The following is a 16,340-nucleotide window of genomic DNA, read 5'->3' on the forward strand; positions in this document are numbered from 1 at the left end:
TGGACGTCTACGCTTTTGGCGCAATCATCTCTTCTGGTTTTACATATTCATCAAACTGCTCTGCAGTTAAAAGACCAAGCTCAATAGCCGTAGCTTTTAGAGTTGAGTTGTTCTTGTGTGCAGTTTTTGCAATTTTTGCTGCATTTTCATAACCGATATATGGGTTAAGTGCAGTAACTAACATAAGTGAGTCATGTAAGAAATGATCAATTTTTGCTTCATTTGGCATAATTCCAACTGCAGCATTGTCATTAAATGAAACGATAGAATCACTTAAAAGTCTTACTGATTGTAAGAAGTTGTAAGCGATTACCGGTTTAAATACGTTTAACTCAAAGTTCCCTTGAGATGCAGCAAAACCGATAGTTGCATCGTTACCCATTACCTGACAAGTAACCATAGTTACCGCTTCAGATTGAGTCGGGTTTACTTTACCAGGCATAATTGACGAACCAGGCTCATTTTCAGGAATAGAGATCTCACCAAGACCACATCTAGGACCTGAAGCTAACCATCTAACATCATTAGCAATTTTCATCATATCAGCAGCTAAAGCTTTTAATGCACCGTGAGCGAATACAAGTGCATCATGAGAAGTTAAAGCATGAAATTTATTTGGAGCTGTAATAAAATCATGACCAGTTAACTCTGAAAGTTTTTTAGCTACTCTTTCACCTAATTCAGGGTGAGCATTAAGACCTGTACCAACAGCTGTACCGCCAAGTGCTAGCTCACGAACTGCTTCTAATGAATCTTTAGCCATCTTTTCAGACTTAGCAAGCATCTCTACCCATCCGCTGATCTCTTGACCAAGTGTAAGTGGAGTAGCATCTTGAAGGTGTGTACGACCTATTTTTACGATCGAGCTAAACGCTTCAGATTTTGCTTGTAATGTTGCTTTTAATTTAGCGATAGCCGGTAAAAGTCTCTCTTCAACTGCAATAACAGAAGCTACGTGTAAAGCTGTCGGGTACGTATCGTTTGAACTTTGAGATTTATTTACATCATCATTTGGATGTACTAATTTCTCTTTTCTAAAGTCACCGCCTAAAATTTCAGTAGCACGGTTTGCAAGAACTTCATTATTGTTCATGTTTGATTGCGTACCTGAACCTGTTTGCCATACAACAAGAGGATAGTTTCCATCAAGTTTTCCAGCAAGCATATCATCAGCAGCTTGTGCGATAGCATCAGCTTTTGCAGCATCAAGTTTTCCAAGATCTTTGTTTACTAAAGCTACTGCTTTTTTAAGATATGAGAATGCTCTTGTAATCTCATACGGCATTGTTTCTTCGCCGATTTTAAAGTTTTGAATAGATCTTTGTGTTTGTGCAGCCCAGTAAGCGTCTACCGGAACTTGCATTTCACCCATTGTATCTTTTTCTATACGTGTACTCATTAGTTATTATTTCCCTTCAAAAAAGTTATTTTTATTTAAAGTATCAATTAGCGTTTGTACTGAATCGCAAGATTTTTTGAACATTGCTTTCTCTTTTTCATCTAAAGTTACTTCAATAATTTTTTCTGCACCTTTAGCTCCAAGCATAACAGGCACACCAGATACAACATCGTTATATCCGTATTCACCGTCAAGATACACTGCACATGGATGGATCTGTTTTGTATCTTTTAAAATTGCTTCTACCATAATAGCTGTAGATTTCGCCGGAGCATAGTATGCTGAACCAGTTTTTAAATAACCTACGATCTCAGCACCACCGTGACGAGTTCTATCTACAATCTCATCAATCTCATCTGAACTTAATACATCTGAAAGAGGTACACCAGCAACAGTTGAGTATCTTGGTAACGGAACCATGTCATCACCGTGACCACCCATAACTGAAGCACGAATTTGTCCTCCACCGTATCCAAGTTTTTCTTGAATAAACGCTGCCATTCTTGAACTATCTAAAATACCAGCCATTCCAATTACGCGGCTTCTGTCAAAACCACTCTCTTTTAATGCTACATATGTCATTGCATCTAACGGATTAGATACCATGATAATTACTGCATTTGGAGAATATTTTGCTATTCCTTGAATAACATCCTTTGTGATATTTGCATTAATCATAAGTAGATCATCTCTACTCATTCCAGGAAGTCTTGGGCTTCCTGCAGTTACAACTACTACATCACAATCAACTAGATCTGACATCTCTTCTGCAACACTAACAACTGTATGACTTCTTACAGCCGATGCAGCTTGAGACATATCTAGAGCTTTACCTTTAGCTACTTCAATCTTATTGTCACGTAAGATTATTTCATGACAAGATCCAAGCATTGCAAGAGAGTAAGCTACTGTTGCTCCAACATTACCAGCTCCTACTATTCCTACTCTTTTACCTTGATTCATTTACGCTCCTTGATATTATTTACTATGACACACATTTAGATACACTTAAACAATATGTGCGAACACACAACACTTAAGTATACTACGTGCCATATTAAGGTGAGGTTATTTTTCACCTTTTATATAAAACAACCTTCGGTGTTTCATATAAAAAGTGAAAGCTACATGCAAAAAGCATGTAGTTTTCTCAAACGATATTATATAGCGTCAATAATAGCGTTTAATGTAGCAGATGGACGCATTGCAGCTTCAGCTTTAGCATCATCTGGATGGTAGTAACCACCGATATCTTGAGCTTTACCTTCAACAGCCATAAGCTCTTCCATAATTTTTGCTTCATTTTCAGTTAATGCAGCAGCAACCGGAGCAAATTTAGCAGCTAATTCAGCGTTGTCAGATTTAGCAAGAGCTTCTGCCCAGTATTGAGCTACATAGAAGTGAGAAGCTTTGTTATCTGGCTCACCAGCTTTTCTACCTGGAGCTTTATTGTTTCCAAGGTAACCGTCATTTGCAACATCTAATGCAGCAGTAACAGCAGCTAATTTATCAGAGTTATGTTTTTGAGCAATAAATCTTAAAGACTCAGCAAGTGCTAAGAACTCACCAAGTGAATCCCAACGTAAGTGACCCTCTTTTAAGAATTGTTCAACGTGTTTTGGAGCAGAACCACCAGCACCTGTTTCATATAATCCACCACCAGCTAATAATGGTACGATTGATAACATTTTTGCAGATGTTCCAAGCTCTAAAATTGGATACATATCAGTTAAGTGGTCACGTAAAACGTTACCAGTTACAGCGATAGTATTTTCACCTCTACGGATACGCTCATTTGTAAAACGTGTAGCAGATGTGATATCCATAATTTGAATATCTAAACCATCAGTATCTAACTCTGCAAGGTATTTGTTTACTTTTTTGATCATTTCAGCATCGTGTGCACGGTTTTCATCTAACCAGAATACTGCTGGATAACCTTCAATACGAGTTCTTTCAACTGTTAAACGAACCCAGTCTTTGATTGGGATATCTTTAGCACGAGACATACGCCAAATATCACCAGCTTCACAGTCAAAGCTCATTAATTCTGTACCGTCTTCAGCAGTTACAGTTACTTTACCAGCTTCTTTAAGTTCGAAAGTTGTTGGGTGAGAACCGTATTCTTCAGCTTTTTGAGCCATAAGACCGATATTTTGCATAGTACCCATAGTTGTTACATCGTATTGACCGTTTTTAACACAATCAGCTACCATTTCAGCATGGAACATTGCATAAGTAGAATCTGGAATAACAGCTAAAGTTTCTAAAGCATCACCGTTACGATCCCATTGTTTACCACCTTCACGAACAACAACCGGCATAGACGCATCGATAATGATGTCGTTTGAAGCGTTGAAGTTTGTAGTACCTTTATCAGAGTCAACCATAGCAATTTTTGGAGCATCAGCTTCTACAACTGCTTGGAAAGCTGCTTTGATCTCAGCTTCTTGAGCATGACCAGCGATTTTTTTCTCTAAGTCTGACATACCAAGGTTAGGATTTACACCTAATTCTTTGAAAAGATCAGCATATTTAGTGAAAACTTCTTCGAAGAAAATTTCAAAACCGTGACCAAACATAATTGGATCAGAGATTTTCATCATAGTAGCTTTTAAGTGAACTGACCAGATAAGACCTTCAGCTTTTGCTTCATCGATAGTTTTTCTATAGAATGCACGTAATGCTGCAACAGACATGAAAGTACCGTCAAGGATTTCACCCTCTAATGCATCGATAGTTTTAAGTTCTTTACCATTTAAAGCGATAGTAACTTTTTGTGTTTTATCCATAGTAACAGATTTCTCATTACCATAGAAGTCACCGTTTCCAGCCATGTGAGCTACACGAGCTTTAGAGTTTTCAGCATACGCTTTAAGTCTATGTGGATTGTTTTGAGCGAATTTTTTAACTGCTTTCGCCGCACGACGATCTGAGTTACCTTCACGTAAAACAGGGTTAACAGCTGAACCTAAACAAACACTATATTTAGCTTGAATTTCTTCTTCTTCAGCATTTGCTGGATTTTCAGGGTAGTTAGGAATATCATAACCTTGCCCTTGAAGTTCAGCAATACAATCTTTTAACTGACCTACAGAAGCAGAAACATTTGGAAGTTTAATAATGTTTGCATCATCTTGAAGTACAACTTCACCAAGTTTAGATAATTCATCTTCTGCTAGACCCATTGCAGCAAGCACACGACCTGCAAGAGAAATATCACTAGTAACTACTTCTACACCAGCTTCTTTTGTGAAAGCATTAACTATTGGTAATAGAGAATAAGTAGCTAAAGCCGGAGCTTCATCAATTTTTGACCAAATAATTTTTGACATATCATGTCCTTGTGTTTATTTTAATCCACATATCTTATGGATTTTACAAGTTTAATGATAGCACTAAGATTGGCAATTTGTGTAAAGCTTCAAAAAACATTGCGGTTTATTTTCAAAATGTTTCATTTTGTAGCATTATGTATGTTACGTATGTGTGTAGAATAGTTACAACTAAAGTCATGAACCCCGTTTTTAGACTTCATAAAGTATAAATAGTTAGTTTTAGCAGGGAATATGGCTGCACGTATTGCTTCGAAGCTTACATTGCAAATGGGAATTTTTGGAACACCTTTATGTATATAAGTGTTGTATAGAGACGTATCGTTTCTAATTCTACTCGGTGTTACTTTTAGGTGCGAGTACTTTCCGTAGTTTAAACTACCGTCCATTTGTAACTTCATTCCCCTCTTTAATCTATTGTATACTACAGAGCTTACTAAAGGCATCTCTTCATTATTTGCCGACTCTTTTTGTATCACTGATGCTATAGATAAATAATGAAACCATTTTTTTTCATTATATGTACCAAACACTTTGTAAGAATACTCTTTCATCTTTTGAATTGAGAGTTTCAATAAAAGAGAGATCAGCTCCTTTTCTGTAATACCTATAGGGATCTTATAAGTATTTGGAACCAATATACCCTCCTCTATAGGAGATTGTTTTAAAAACTCCTCTTCAAGCGTATTAAAATCCAATCCTAGATTCTCAGAGAGTTGTTGTAGAAATATATATGTAGTCTCACCCGGTATGAGTGTTACATTTTGTAGTGCCGCTTTTGCTTTTGTTAACTTATATAGAAAATCTGCTTTTGTATTTATAGTATCACCCATATCGATCCAGCCGCTTTGAGGTGAACCTATGATTCGTAACATATATGAATCAAGTTTTGAAATATCATAAGTGTTCTGGTGTAAATGTGATATAATTTGGTTTATAGAGCCCTTTGGTATATATAGCACTCTGGGCGTTTGAATAGGCTTGTTTAGGTAATAAATGAAAGATACAATAATAATTAATACTATATCTAAAATCCATTCTGCGATCATAAGCTTTCTATCTTTTGTCATTTTCACTCTTATATTTGTTTTTATAGTTCTTCAAAACGGTTTATACCTTGAAGACGTTTCGGTGTCAAATATTAATATAAAAAAGCTTTATATAAAATGGGATCAGAGATTAAATCTTTATGTTGATCAACTGCAGATAGCTCCAAGCACGAAACAAAACACAGATTTCACTGCTAATGATGAGTTGACACGCTACACAAAAAACTTTTACCACCTTATCACTCTTTTTGATTCTATTGTTATCAGCCACTTACACTATAAAGAGTTCAAAGGTGAACTGCAGTACAAATTTAACAAACAATTACAAATAAAGCTTGATTCTGCAAATACGCATCTTAATGCCAATGTCTCTTTTAACGAAAAGTTGGCAAATATACGCGTAAAAGAGTTTCAATCAAACAACTTTACAGCCAATGGAAATATTTATCTCAATATGTTTACATTAGATACATTTTCAAAAATGGATCTTCATATAAATAATGATGCAAATCTTACATTATATACATCTGCAAATACGTCACAACTAAAGTATAAACTCTTTTCTCATAATAAAATTCAGGACGTAAAGAAAATAATCCACCAAATTCCGCTTCCTAAAGAGGTACACTACTGGGTTTTTGATGCTATTGAACTTGAAAACTTTGAGATCTACAGCCTCAACGGTTTTATAGATTTTAGCGATCTGCCAAACGCTTACAAAAAGTTACATGTAACAGCCTCGGCAAATAAACTCAACTATACATACAATCCTAAACTTGATGCTGTACATACGGATCACACCGATTTAGAGTTTAAAGAGGGTGTTTTATACATCAGACCCAAAGAAGCACTCTCTTATAGTTTCGATATGCAAGAGAGTTGGCTTAAAATTGATTTTACAAAGAAAGAGGAGCTCTTAACGCTCTTTCTAAAGTTTTCACCGCAACTCAATGATGATATTCTTACAGTATTAAAAACATACAAGATCTCTTTGCCTATGAAACAAAACTACGGTGCTGGTGTAGATACAAACTTAACCTTGGCAGTGGGGCTAAAATCTATAGATGTGGATGCAAAGGGAACTTTTTACAATAAAAAAGGAAATTTTCATTATCTTGGTCAAGATATCGATATAAAGGATCTAAAACTCTCCCTTGATAACTACGACATAAAAGTAAAAGATATGTCTGCAAGCTATAAAAATATCATAGATGCAAAAGTAGATATTACATACAATGCAAAAGAGGCTAAAGGGGATGTTCAACTAAAAATCATTAAAGCACAACTGCAAAAGCAATTAAAACTTGCACAAAAGCCGCTTAATGCTACATACTATATAGATAAAAAACAAGACATACTTTCTATAGACAGTTCCTCTTGGCTCTATAACAATACACCGATCAAGATCGATAAGATAGATATGCCTTTAGATCTTAATAGTTTTCAACTCCATATACCAACCTCTTATTTCCGCGTCAAAGATATTTCAGACGGATTCTTTTCGGGAGATATCGATCTTAAAAAAATAATAGCTGATCTTGAGATCGATATTTTGAACTTTCAATATAACGGTATCAAATCTACACAGTCAAATACGCCGTTTAAACTACAGTACAAAAATAACATTTTGACGATAAATGCCCTTGACGATATCTTTTTACAGGCAGTTAGCAGTGAACTAAAACTCTCAAAACTGAGTTTGAAACTAGATGAGCAGAACCTTTATATAAAAAGTCCCCTCCTCTCTTTTGGGAAATTTACACAAGCAAGGGTAAATACAAAGTACGATCTAACAACAAACAAAGCACATTTTAGTTTAAACGACTTAAGTATTAAAAACCCTAAAAACAATAAACTGATCTATAAAAATAACAAGGTGTTACTCAATGCCTCGATCAAAGATGACAAAATCCGCATAGCTTCAACAGAACTGCGCTCTACGTTTTATCTTGATAACGAACAGTGGTCACTTAGACTCCACTCATTAGAAAATCTCTATAGAAAATCTGATCTTATGCAAAAGTATCATCTTACAAACGGTAGTGTAAAAATATATAAAAAGCTAAATGAGGAGATAACAAGGTTTAAAGCACAGATTGACTATCCGTATAAACTACTATATGAAAACAATAAACCTGTGGATCTTTACAATATTGAAGGGAATTTGACAACTAATCAAAATGTTTATATTCAAGTAAACAACGCTGTAGATATAGCAGTTGAAGAGAATGTCAACATTAATATAGATAAGAGTAACATATCTTTACCTCAGACGATTGAGTTTCTTTCAAGTATAGACAATAATGACTCTAACAACTCTAATGAGCCTGCACACATTAATATTACGGCATTAAACTCCAATATCTACCTTGGGGATAACAGATACGCTATAGCAGACGATCTAAAGATTCAGTACCATGATCATATTTTAACTGCCCAGCTCAAACATCTAAACGGTAAAGCAGGATTCAAACTCGAAAATAATCAGTTTCATCTATATGGAGAAGGTTTTAACGATCAGTTTATGGATAAACTCTTTACGTTTTCAAAATTTAAAGATGGAACTTTCGATTTTAATGTAAATGGTTCTTTAGATAAATACAGCGGAGTTTTTTTGATCGAGAAAAGTACCCTGCTTGATTATGTACTGCTAAACAATGTACTGGCATTCATAAACACTGTCCCTTCACTGATCACTTTTTCCGTGCCCGGTTACAGTCAAAACGGTTTATATATGAACCACTCATATTTGAAATTTGACTACGATAACGGGGAATATACGGTTAATGAGATGTACATGGACTCAAAAGAGCTCAAGATATCTGCAAACGGAAAAGTGAATATTAAAAAAGACAGCGTAGATATGGAGATGAACCTGCAAACAGACCTTGCAAGTGACGTCTCACAGATACCGCTTGTAGGTTATATTATTTTTGACGGTAAGGCAATTTCGACAAGTGTGAAGATTACAGGGAAGTTAAGTGATCCGAAAATCAATTCGGCGCTTGCAAAAGAGGTGATTGTTGCTCCTTTAAATATAATCAAAAGAACACTCAAACTCCCTTTTAAGATATTTGAATAGGTTTTAAAATCCTATTCGTTACGCAGTACAGTTAAAATATCTACCTCGCTCGCTTTTTTAGCAGGATAGTAAGAAGATAATACAACAATTACAAACGCACCGGAAACGATCATAAAAAAGTCGCTCATATTCAGATCAAGCGGAAGTGTTGCCGTTGGATAGACATCTTTTGGAAGATCGATAATATCAAACGTTCCAAGCACCCATATACCGCTAAGACCTAAAACTACACCTGCGATAATTCCACTAATTCCTATCACTATACCTAAATATAAAAACACTTTTTTGATCTCTGCAGTTGTAGTACCGAGCGAAAGTAAAAGTGCTATCTCCCCTCTTCTGTTCATTACAGTCATAAGGAGTGATGAGATAATGTTGATTGATGCGATCAGGATGATAAGCATCAATACGATAAATAAAGATGTTTTTTCCATCTCTAAAGCGGCAAAGAAGTTCACATTATCCTGCCACCACCCTTTTATGCTCACACTAACCGGTAACTCCTCTGCAATACGTGCTATGTCCTCTCTAGGATGATCAGAGTAGATATGGATACCGTCGTACATGTCTGAAGGCATATGCAACAGTGTTTGCAGTGCTGCTAAAGATGTATAGTGATACGCTTTGTCATACGCTGAAAGTCCTGAGTCAAATGTAGATTTTACACGAAATCTTTTGAGTTTCGGTGTAACGCTAAAACCACCCGGTTCGACGTTTGTAAAGATATACATCAGTTTATCACCCTGAGAGAGCATATACTCCTCTTGCAGCGATTTGCCGACAATGACATCAAACTTGTTAAACTTTTGCTCTCCGATAGCTTTTTTAAGAACACTGTTTACATTTGCTTCATCTTGAAAATCAACACCGAATATATAGCCGCCCTCTAGCTTTGAACCGCTTTTTGAGATCACTGCCGATTGTACATAGGGACTAAAATGTAAGTTTGGAAATTTTGATTCTAATTCAATGAGAAGATCTTGATTCACAGAACCGTAGAACTTTGGCAAGACTGTTAAAGGATAGTTCATAATAGTGAGTTTCTTTTTAAACTCATTATCGAAGCCATTCATAAGTGCCATGGCAATAAGTAGTACCATAACACCTAAAGTGATACCTAAAAAAGCAAGCAGTGCAGAGATAAAGATAAAAGGTTGTTCTTTATCAAAGCGCAGGAACTTTTTTACTAGATATGTAACTAAATTCTTTTTCAAGATGCAAATACACCTTTTTTAGGACCGCTTTTACCACAACACTGTTTGTACTTTTTACCGCTGCCACATGGACACGGATCATTTCTTGCCGGTTTTTTCGACGTTACACTTTCATCATCACTACCACTGCTTGAAAGATTCAGTTGTGCTAATGCATCCTGTTGTTTCTGACGTTCAGCCAACTCCTCTGCAAGTCTTGCAGCCTCTTCTTCAGCAGAATCAACTTTAAACTGAATAATTTGTAATGTTTTGATTACATTTAATTTCAGGCTTTGAGTAAGTTCCGTAAACAGGTTATACGCCTCTTTTTTATACTCAACTAAAGGATCTTTTTGGTTGTATGCACGTAAACGTATACCTGTTTTCATACCATCCATAGCATAAAGATGATCTCTCCACGCATTGTCTAGCTCTCTTAGATAAAGTTCTCTTGCAACATCGTTTCTTGTCTCTTCATCTAAAATTGACATCTTTTCATCATACGATGCTTTTATACCTTCTAAAAGATGAGTATAGAGTTTTTCATACTCTAAAGATTTTAGAGATTCTGCATCAACAAAAGTATTGATCTCCTCTTGTAGAAGTTCAGCAAGTGTTTCAAGGTTATAATCCTCTTCAGGAAGTCCCTCATAGATGCCAGCCTCACCAAGTAAGTATGCGATATATTCTTCTCTGATCTCATCCACTTTTGAAGCGATGTCGTACTCGTTATCAAGAAGCTGATTTCTAAATCTGTAGATAATTTTTCTCTGCTCATTTGCAACATCATCATACTCTAGAATATGCTTACGACCTTCGTAGTGCATATTTTCAACTTTTTTCTGCGCTTTTTCAACTGCACGAGTTACCATTTTAGACTCTATAAACTCACCGTCTTCAACACCGAGTCTCTCCATAATAGACTTGATCTTGTCACTACCGAAGATACGAAGTAAACTATCTTCTAATGAAAGGTAAAATTGAGTCTTACCAGGATCACCCTGACGACCTGAACGCCCGCGAAGCTGATTATCTATACGGCGGTTTTCATGTCTTTCAGTACCGATGATATATAAACCTCCAAGAGCTTTTACTTCATCGCTTACTTTAATGTCAACACCACGTCCTGCCATGTTTGTTGCAATTGTAACAGCACCCTTTTTACCTGCATCTTTAATGATCTCACCCTCTTGTTCATGGTTCTTAGCATTAAGTACAGTGTGTGCAATCTTCTCATTTTTAAGGAGTTGGTGTAACACTTCAGATTTTTCAATCGATGCAGTACCGATAAGTACTGGTTGACCTGCCTTTTGTAACTCTCTAATCTTTTCAATTACGGCATTGAATTTTTCGATCTCTGTTTTATAGATAAGGTCGTTTAAATCCTCTCTTGCAACCGGGATATTTGTCGGGATAGATACAACATCAAGAGAATAGATCTGAGCAAGTTCAGTCGCTTCAGTTTCCGCAGTACCAGTCATACCTGCAAGTTTGTTGTACATTCTAAAGTAGTTTTGGAAAGTGATGTCTGCAAGTGTTTGTGTCTCTTCTTTAATCTCTACACCCTCTTTTGCTTCTAACGCTTGGTGTAAGCCTTCAGAAAAACGGCGTCCTTCACTTAAACGTCCTGTAAACTCATCTACGATCACTACTTCATTGTTTCTCACAACATAGTCAACATCTTTTTCAAAAAGATAGTTTGATTTAAGTGCCTGATCAAGGATGTGAGACAGTGATGAGTTCTCAACACTGTAAAGGTTTTCAACACCGAAAAGCTCTTCAGCTTTTGTAATACCCTCTTCAGTAATTAAAACAATTTTATCTTTTTCATCTACAGTAAAGTGCGTATCTTTTTCCATATTTAAGGCAACAGAGTTTGCACGAAGATAGTCTTGCATCTTGTGGTTAGTTGGACCTGAAATGATTAAAGGTGTTCTTGCTTCATCAATTAAGATAGAATCGACTTCATCGATTACGACAAAGTTATGTTCACGCTGAACTTGATTCTCTTTAGAGTAGCTCATGTTGTCTCTTAGATAGTCAAATCCAAACTCATTATTTGTACCGTAAGTGATATCGGCATCGTATGCAGCTTTTTTCTCTGTAGCATCGTGCATATCTTCAAGTATAGTACCGACACTGTAACCTAAGAAGTTATAAAGTGGAGACATCTCAGAAGAATCCCGTTTTGCAAGGTAGTCATTAACTGTTACAAGGTGTACACCCTTACCTTCCATAGCGTTAAGAATAATCGGAAGAGTTGCAACAAGTGTTTTCCCCTCACCTGTTTTCATCTCAGAGATTTTACCGTCATGTAAAACCATACCACCGACAAGCTGTACATCAAAGTGTCTCATACCGAGGACACGCTTTGATGCCTCTCTAGTGATAGCAAAAGAGTCGTTTAAAACATCATCAAGAGTTTTTTCACCGCTTAATACTGCATCTTTTAAATCGTTAAATGCCGACTTTAAAGCATCATCGTCTAAAGCCTCATATTGTTTTTCAAGTTCGTTTATATTTTTTACACGTTTTAGATATTTTTTTAATTCTCTATCGTTAGCTGTACCGATAATCTTACCAAATAATGCTTGTAGCATCTCCAACCTTATATAAATCACTATATAGTAAGCTATATAGTGATTTGAAATTGCTATAATTCTATCACAGAAAAGTTTACAGAAAGTATAAATAGCTTCTCTGCTATAATTAAAAATCATATAAATATAGGAATACTAATGAAATTCAACCTCTTGCTTCTCCTTTTGAGTTCGTACACTTTTGCAAATATTACAGATTTGACAAGTTTTCAAGCTGACTTTGAACAAAGCATTACCGATGAGAAAAATAAAAAGATTGTTTACAAAGGAGATATTAAAGCTTCTAACCCACATTACGCACTATGGCAATATAACAATCCGATAGAAAAAACTGTTTATGTTCTAAAAAACAGAGTGATCATGATAGAGCCTGATCTAGAGCAGGCAATCATAAAAACAATCGATAGTAATTTTGATTTTTTTGCTTTAATGAAAAATGCGAAAGAGATTAAAAAAGATACATATACGGCAACTTTTAACAACATAAAATACACTATATATACAAAAGGTCTTACAATTGAGTCAATCGCTTATGTTGACGAGTTTGAAAATGAAGTAAATATTGTGTTTAAAAATCAGAAAGTGAATGAAAAAATAGATTTAAATATCTTTAATCCCTATATTCCACAGGGGTTTGATATTATCAGAGATTAAGAGCAAAAAGCTCTTAATTCTTTAGGCTACAAACTATGCTAGTTTGTAGTCTTGGATTAGGTTGAAGTTTAGATACTTATAGATATCTGCTTCTTTACCTACAATTTTCTTCGTTAAGTTTAAGTACTCTTCTTTTGTTGGAATTTTTCCAAGAAGTGAACATACAGCCGCTAACTCTGCAGAACCAAGATAAACTTGAGCACCTTTACCTAAACGGTTGTCGAAGTTACGAGTAGATGTTGAGAATACAACAGCATTATCAGCAACACGCGCTTGGTTACCCATACATAATGAACATCCTGGGATCTCTGTTCTAGCACCAGCAGCACCAAATAGAGCATAGTAACCCTCTTCAGTTAATTGTTTCTCATCCATTTTTGTCGGAGGACATACCCATAGACGACCTGGAACAGCACCTTCACCTTTAAGAACCTCACCAAGTGCACGGTAGTGACCGATGTTTGTCATACAAGAACCAACGAATACTTCATCAATGTTAGTCGGTCTATCAGAAGCAAGAACTTCACTTAATGTAGCAACATCATCCGGATCGTTAGGACAAGCTAAGATTGGCTCAGTAATTTGATCTAAATCAATTTCGATTACTGCAGCGTATTCAGCATCAGCATCCGGCTCCATTAATGTTGGATTTGCTAACCACTCTTCCATTTTCGTAATACGACGAGCAAGAGTTCTGTGATCTTCATATCCAGCGTCAATCATAGATTGAAGAAGAACGATGTTAGATTTTAAGTACTCAATTACAGGCTCTTTGTCTAGTCTTACAGTACAAGCAGCAGCTGAACGCTCAGCAGAAGCATCAGAAAGCTCAAATGCTTGCTCAGCTTTTAGAGTTGGTAAACCTTCGATCTCTAAGATACGACCAGCAAAAATGTTTTTCTTACCTTTTTTCTCAACAGTTAAAAGACCCTCTTTAATAGCTTGGTGAGGGATAGCATTTACAAGGTCACGTAAAGTGATACCCGGTTGCATTTCACCTTTGAATCTTACAAGTACAGACTCTGGCATAGTAAGTGGCATAGAACCAGTAACACCAGCAAACGCAACGATACCAGAACCACCAGGGAAAGAGATACCGATTGGGAAACGTGTATGTGAATCCGCACCAGTACCAACTGTATCTGGAAGAACCATTCTATTTAACCAAGAGTGGATAACACCGTCACCTGGACGTAAAGCAACACCTGAACGGTTAGCGATAAAGTCTGGTAAAGTGTTATGCATTGTAACATCTGACGGTTTTGGATATGCCGCAGTGTGACAGAAAGATTGCATTACAAGGTCAGCATTGAATCCAAGTGCAGCAAGCTCTTTAATCTCATCACGAGTCATTGGACCAGTTGTATCCTGAGAACCAACTGTACTCATCTCAGGCTCACAGTACATACCTGGACGAACACCTTCCATACCACAAGCTTTACCAACCATTTTTTGTGCTAAAGTGTAACCTTTACCATTGTCAGCCGGTTGCTCAGCAGTTAAGAAGATATCAGTTGAACCCATACCAAGTACTGAACGAGCTTTTGAAGTTAAACCACGACCGATGATTAATGGAATACGACCACCAGCACGAACTTCGTCAGTAATAGTGTTTGGACGAAGGTTGAAAGTTGCGATACACTCACCGTTTTTATGAGCTTCACCTTTGTATGGGTAAATATCTACAACATCACCTGTTTCCATATTTGTAACATCTAACTCTAATGGTAATGCACCAGAATCTTCACAAGTAGCGAAGAAAATCGGAGCGATGATACCACCAAGAACTACACCGCCAGTTCTTTTGTTTGGAACACCCGGAATATCTTCACCCATGTGCCATTGAACAGAGTTAACACCAGACTTTCTAGAAGAACCAGTACCAACAACATCACCAACGTAAGCAACTGGGTGACCTTTAGTTTTTAACTCTTTAATAGTTTCGATCGGGTTATCCATCTTAGCAGCAAGCATAGAGTTTGCATGTAAAGGGATATCTGAACGAGTAAACGCTTCAGATGCAGGAGATAAATCATCCGTATTTGTTTCACCAGGAACTTTAAATACAGAAACAGTAATTTTCTCAGCTAATTCAGGTTTTGAAGTAAACCATTCAGCATTTGCCCATGAAGTCATAACCTCAGTAGCAGCAGCGTTACCAGCTTTGTGTAACTCTTCTACATCATTAAATGCATCATAAACAAGTAAAGTATGAGAAAGTGCTTTAACAGCAGCTTTTACAACAGCTTCATTTTTTGAACTTAATGAGTTTACTAATGGTTTCACATTGTAACCACCAAGCATTGTTCCTAACATTTCAACTGCTTTTTCAGGAGCAATTGAAGCTACGTGATGCTCTTCCATCGCAAGTTCATTTAAGAAACCAGCTTTTACGTAAGCAGCATCATCAACACCCGGAGAAACACGGTTTTCAAGAAGTTCTAACATCTCTTCAACATATTCACCAGTTTTGATAAATTCAATAACTTCTTCTGTTTGTTTAACAGTAAGTGGTAGTGGAGGAACGCCTAAAGCTTCTCTTTCTGCTACGTGAGCAGCATATTCTTCTCTAAATCCCATTTCGATTTCCTGTTTTTGGTTTAAATTTAAAAAATTATAACCAATAAAAAAAGAACATACTACACACTGTTACCAATCGATACAGAAAAATGTTACTTTTCGAAAAATATGTTTATTTTTGTAACATATCGCTCTCTAACTTGATGGAATGCTCCACTTGCAGGAGCTGATCTTGATACCATTTGGTACTTTCCAGCTTTGGAAATGTATCTGACATTACTTTTAGTGGCGTATCTTCCCACTCACTAGAATCTTGTGCAATATTCCAGCCAAGTTGATTTAATACGTATGAAAATATCTGATTTAAAATATTGTAAGAAGATTGTATCGCTTCTTTATCATTGCTCTTTTCATTTTGTAAAATGTTTTTTACGATCTGCTTACGCAAATCTCTATTGTACTGCTCTTTTAAGGATTGAACTATCTCTTCTGGTTTCATCTTAGTCCC

Annotated in this window: 10 protein-coding genes; 2 read left to right on the forward strand and 8 right to left on the reverse strand. The window is 36.3% G+C overall.

All coding sequences use genetic code 11. The features are described from left to right. Window positions 1–7 precede the first annotated feature (7 nt). The 4 genes from fumC to mltG form a co-directional block, all read right to left on the reverse strand. Window positions 8–1,399, reverse strand: coding sequence for a class II fumarate hydratase (gene fumC / locus QWY88_RS02720; RefSeq protein ID WP_304543800.1), 1,392 nt, complete (start codon window positions 1,397–1,399; stop codon window positions 8–10). Window positions 1,400–1,405: 6 nt separating this feature from the next. Then, the gene (gene mdh, locus QWY88_RS02725) at window positions 1,406–2,362 is read right to left on the reverse strand and encodes a malate dehydrogenase (RefSeq protein ID WP_304543802.1); all 957 of its coding nucleotides are present in this window, start codon (window positions 2,360–2,362) and stop codon (window positions 1,406–1,408) included. A gap of 197 nt (window positions 2,363–2,559) precedes the next feature. Further along, complete coding sequence (locus tag QWY88_RS02730) at window positions 2,560–4,734, reverse strand: NADP-dependent isocitrate dehydrogenase (RefSeq protein ID WP_304543805.1); 2,175 nt, start codon at window positions 4,732–4,734, stop codon at window positions 2,560–2,562. A 122-nt stretch (window positions 4,735–4,856) separates the two neighbouring features. Continuing rightward, window positions 4,857–5,804, reverse strand: coding sequence for an endolytic transglycosylase MltG (gene mltG / locus QWY88_RS02735; RefSeq protein ID WP_369811204.1), 948 nt, complete (start codon window positions 5,802–5,804; stop codon window positions 4,857–4,859). Here mltG and QWY88_RS02740 point away from each other — a divergent pair. Beyond that, on the forward strand, window positions 5,731–8,865 hold the full coding sequence (locus tag QWY88_RS02740) for a YhdP family protein (RefSeq protein ID WP_304543807.1): 3,135 nt from the start codon (window positions 5,731–5,733) through the stop codon (window positions 8,863–8,865). The genes mltG and QWY88_RS02740 overlap by 74 nt on opposite strands. Window positions 8,866–8,876: 11 nt before the next feature. Here QWY88_RS02740 and QWY88_RS02745 read toward each other — a convergent pair whose 3' ends face one another. Beyond that, complete coding sequence (locus QWY88_RS02745) at window positions 8,877–10,079, reverse strand: ABC transporter permease (RefSeq protein ID WP_304543809.1); 1,203 nt, start codon at window positions 10,077–10,079, stop codon at window positions 8,877–8,879. Continuing rightward, complete coding sequence (secA, locus tag QWY88_RS02750) at window positions 10,076–12,658, reverse strand: preprotein translocase subunit SecA (protein WP_304543811.1); 2,583 nt, start codon at window positions 12,656–12,658, stop codon at window positions 10,076–10,078. Before secA ends, QWY88_RS02745 begins: the two co-directional genes overlap by 4 nt. A 138-nt stretch (window positions 12,659–12,796) precedes the next feature. Here secA and lolA point away from each other — a divergent pair, with 138 nt between their 5' ends. Next, on the forward strand, window positions 12,797–13,312 hold the full coding sequence (gene lolA / locus QWY88_RS02755; protein WP_304543813.1) for a LolA-like outer membrane lipoprotein chaperone: 516 nt from the start codon (window positions 12,797–12,799) through the stop codon (window positions 13,310–13,312). A gap of 33 nt (window positions 13,313–13,345) precedes the next feature. Here the strand turns inward: lolA and acnB are convergent, their stop codons facing one another. Both acnB and QWY88_RS02765 read right to left on the reverse strand, forming a co-directional pair. Then, window positions 13,346–15,892 (reverse strand): bifunctional aconitate hydratase 2/2-methylisocitrate dehydratase, encoded by a 2,547-nt coding sequence (gene acnB, locus QWY88_RS02760; RefSeq protein WP_304543815.1) that lies wholly within the window; start codon window positions 15,890–15,892, stop codon window positions 13,346–13,348. A 112-nt stretch (window positions 15,893–16,004) separates the two neighbouring features. Further along, the gene (locus tag QWY88_RS02765) at window positions 16,005–16,331 is read right to left on the reverse strand and encodes a hypothetical protein (protein WP_304543817.1); all 327 of its coding nucleotides are present in this window, start codon (window positions 16,329–16,331) and stop codon (window positions 16,005–16,007) included. Between the last annotated feature and the right edge of the window lie 9 nt (window positions 16,332–16,340).

The sequence above is a fragment of the Sulfurimonas sp. hsl 1-7 genome (assembly GCF_030577135.1).
GTDB classification, from domain to species: domain Bacteria; phylum Campylobacterota; class Campylobacteria; order Campylobacterales; family Sulfurimonadaceae; genus Sulfurimonas; species Sulfurimonas microaerophilus.

What these genes read in the sequence shown, in the direction of transcription:
- fumC (WP_304543800.1), bottom strand. Translation starts at nt 1,399, where the DNA reads ATGAGTACACGTATAGAAAAAGATACAATGGGTGAAATGCAAGTTCCG.
- QWY88_RS02740 (WP_304543807.1), top strand. Translation starts at nt 5,731, where the DNA reads ATGAAAGATACAATAATAATTAATACTATATCTAAAATCCATTCTGCG.
- secA (WP_304543811.1), bottom strand. Translation starts at nt 12,658, where the DNA reads ATGCTACAAGCATTATTTGGTAAGATTATCGGTACAGCTAACGATAGA.
- acnB (WP_304543815.1), bottom strand. Translation starts at nt 15,892, where the DNA reads ATGGGATTTAGAGAAGAATATGCTGCTCACGTAGCAGAAAGAGAAGCT.
- QWY88_RS02765 (WP_304543817.1), bottom strand. Translation starts at nt 16,331, where the DNA reads ATGAAACCAGAAGAGATAGTTCAATCCTTAAAAGAGCAGTACAATAGA.
- mltG (WP_369811204.1), bottom strand. Translation starts at nt 5,804, where the DNA reads ATGACAAAAGATAGAAAGCTTATGATCGCAGAATGGATTTTAGATATA.
- mdh (WP_304543802.1), bottom strand. Translation starts at nt 2,362, where the DNA reads ATGAATCAAGGTAAAAGAGTAGGAATAGTAGGAGCTGGTAATGTTGGA.
- QWY88_RS02730 (WP_304543805.1), bottom strand. Translation starts at nt 4,734, where the DNA reads ATGTCAAAAATTATTTGGTCAAAAATTGATGAAGCTCCGGCTTTAGCT.
- lolA (WP_304543813.1), top strand. Translation starts at nt 12,797, where the DNA reads ATGAAATTCAACCTCTTGCTTCTCCTTTTGAGTTCGTACACTTTTGCA.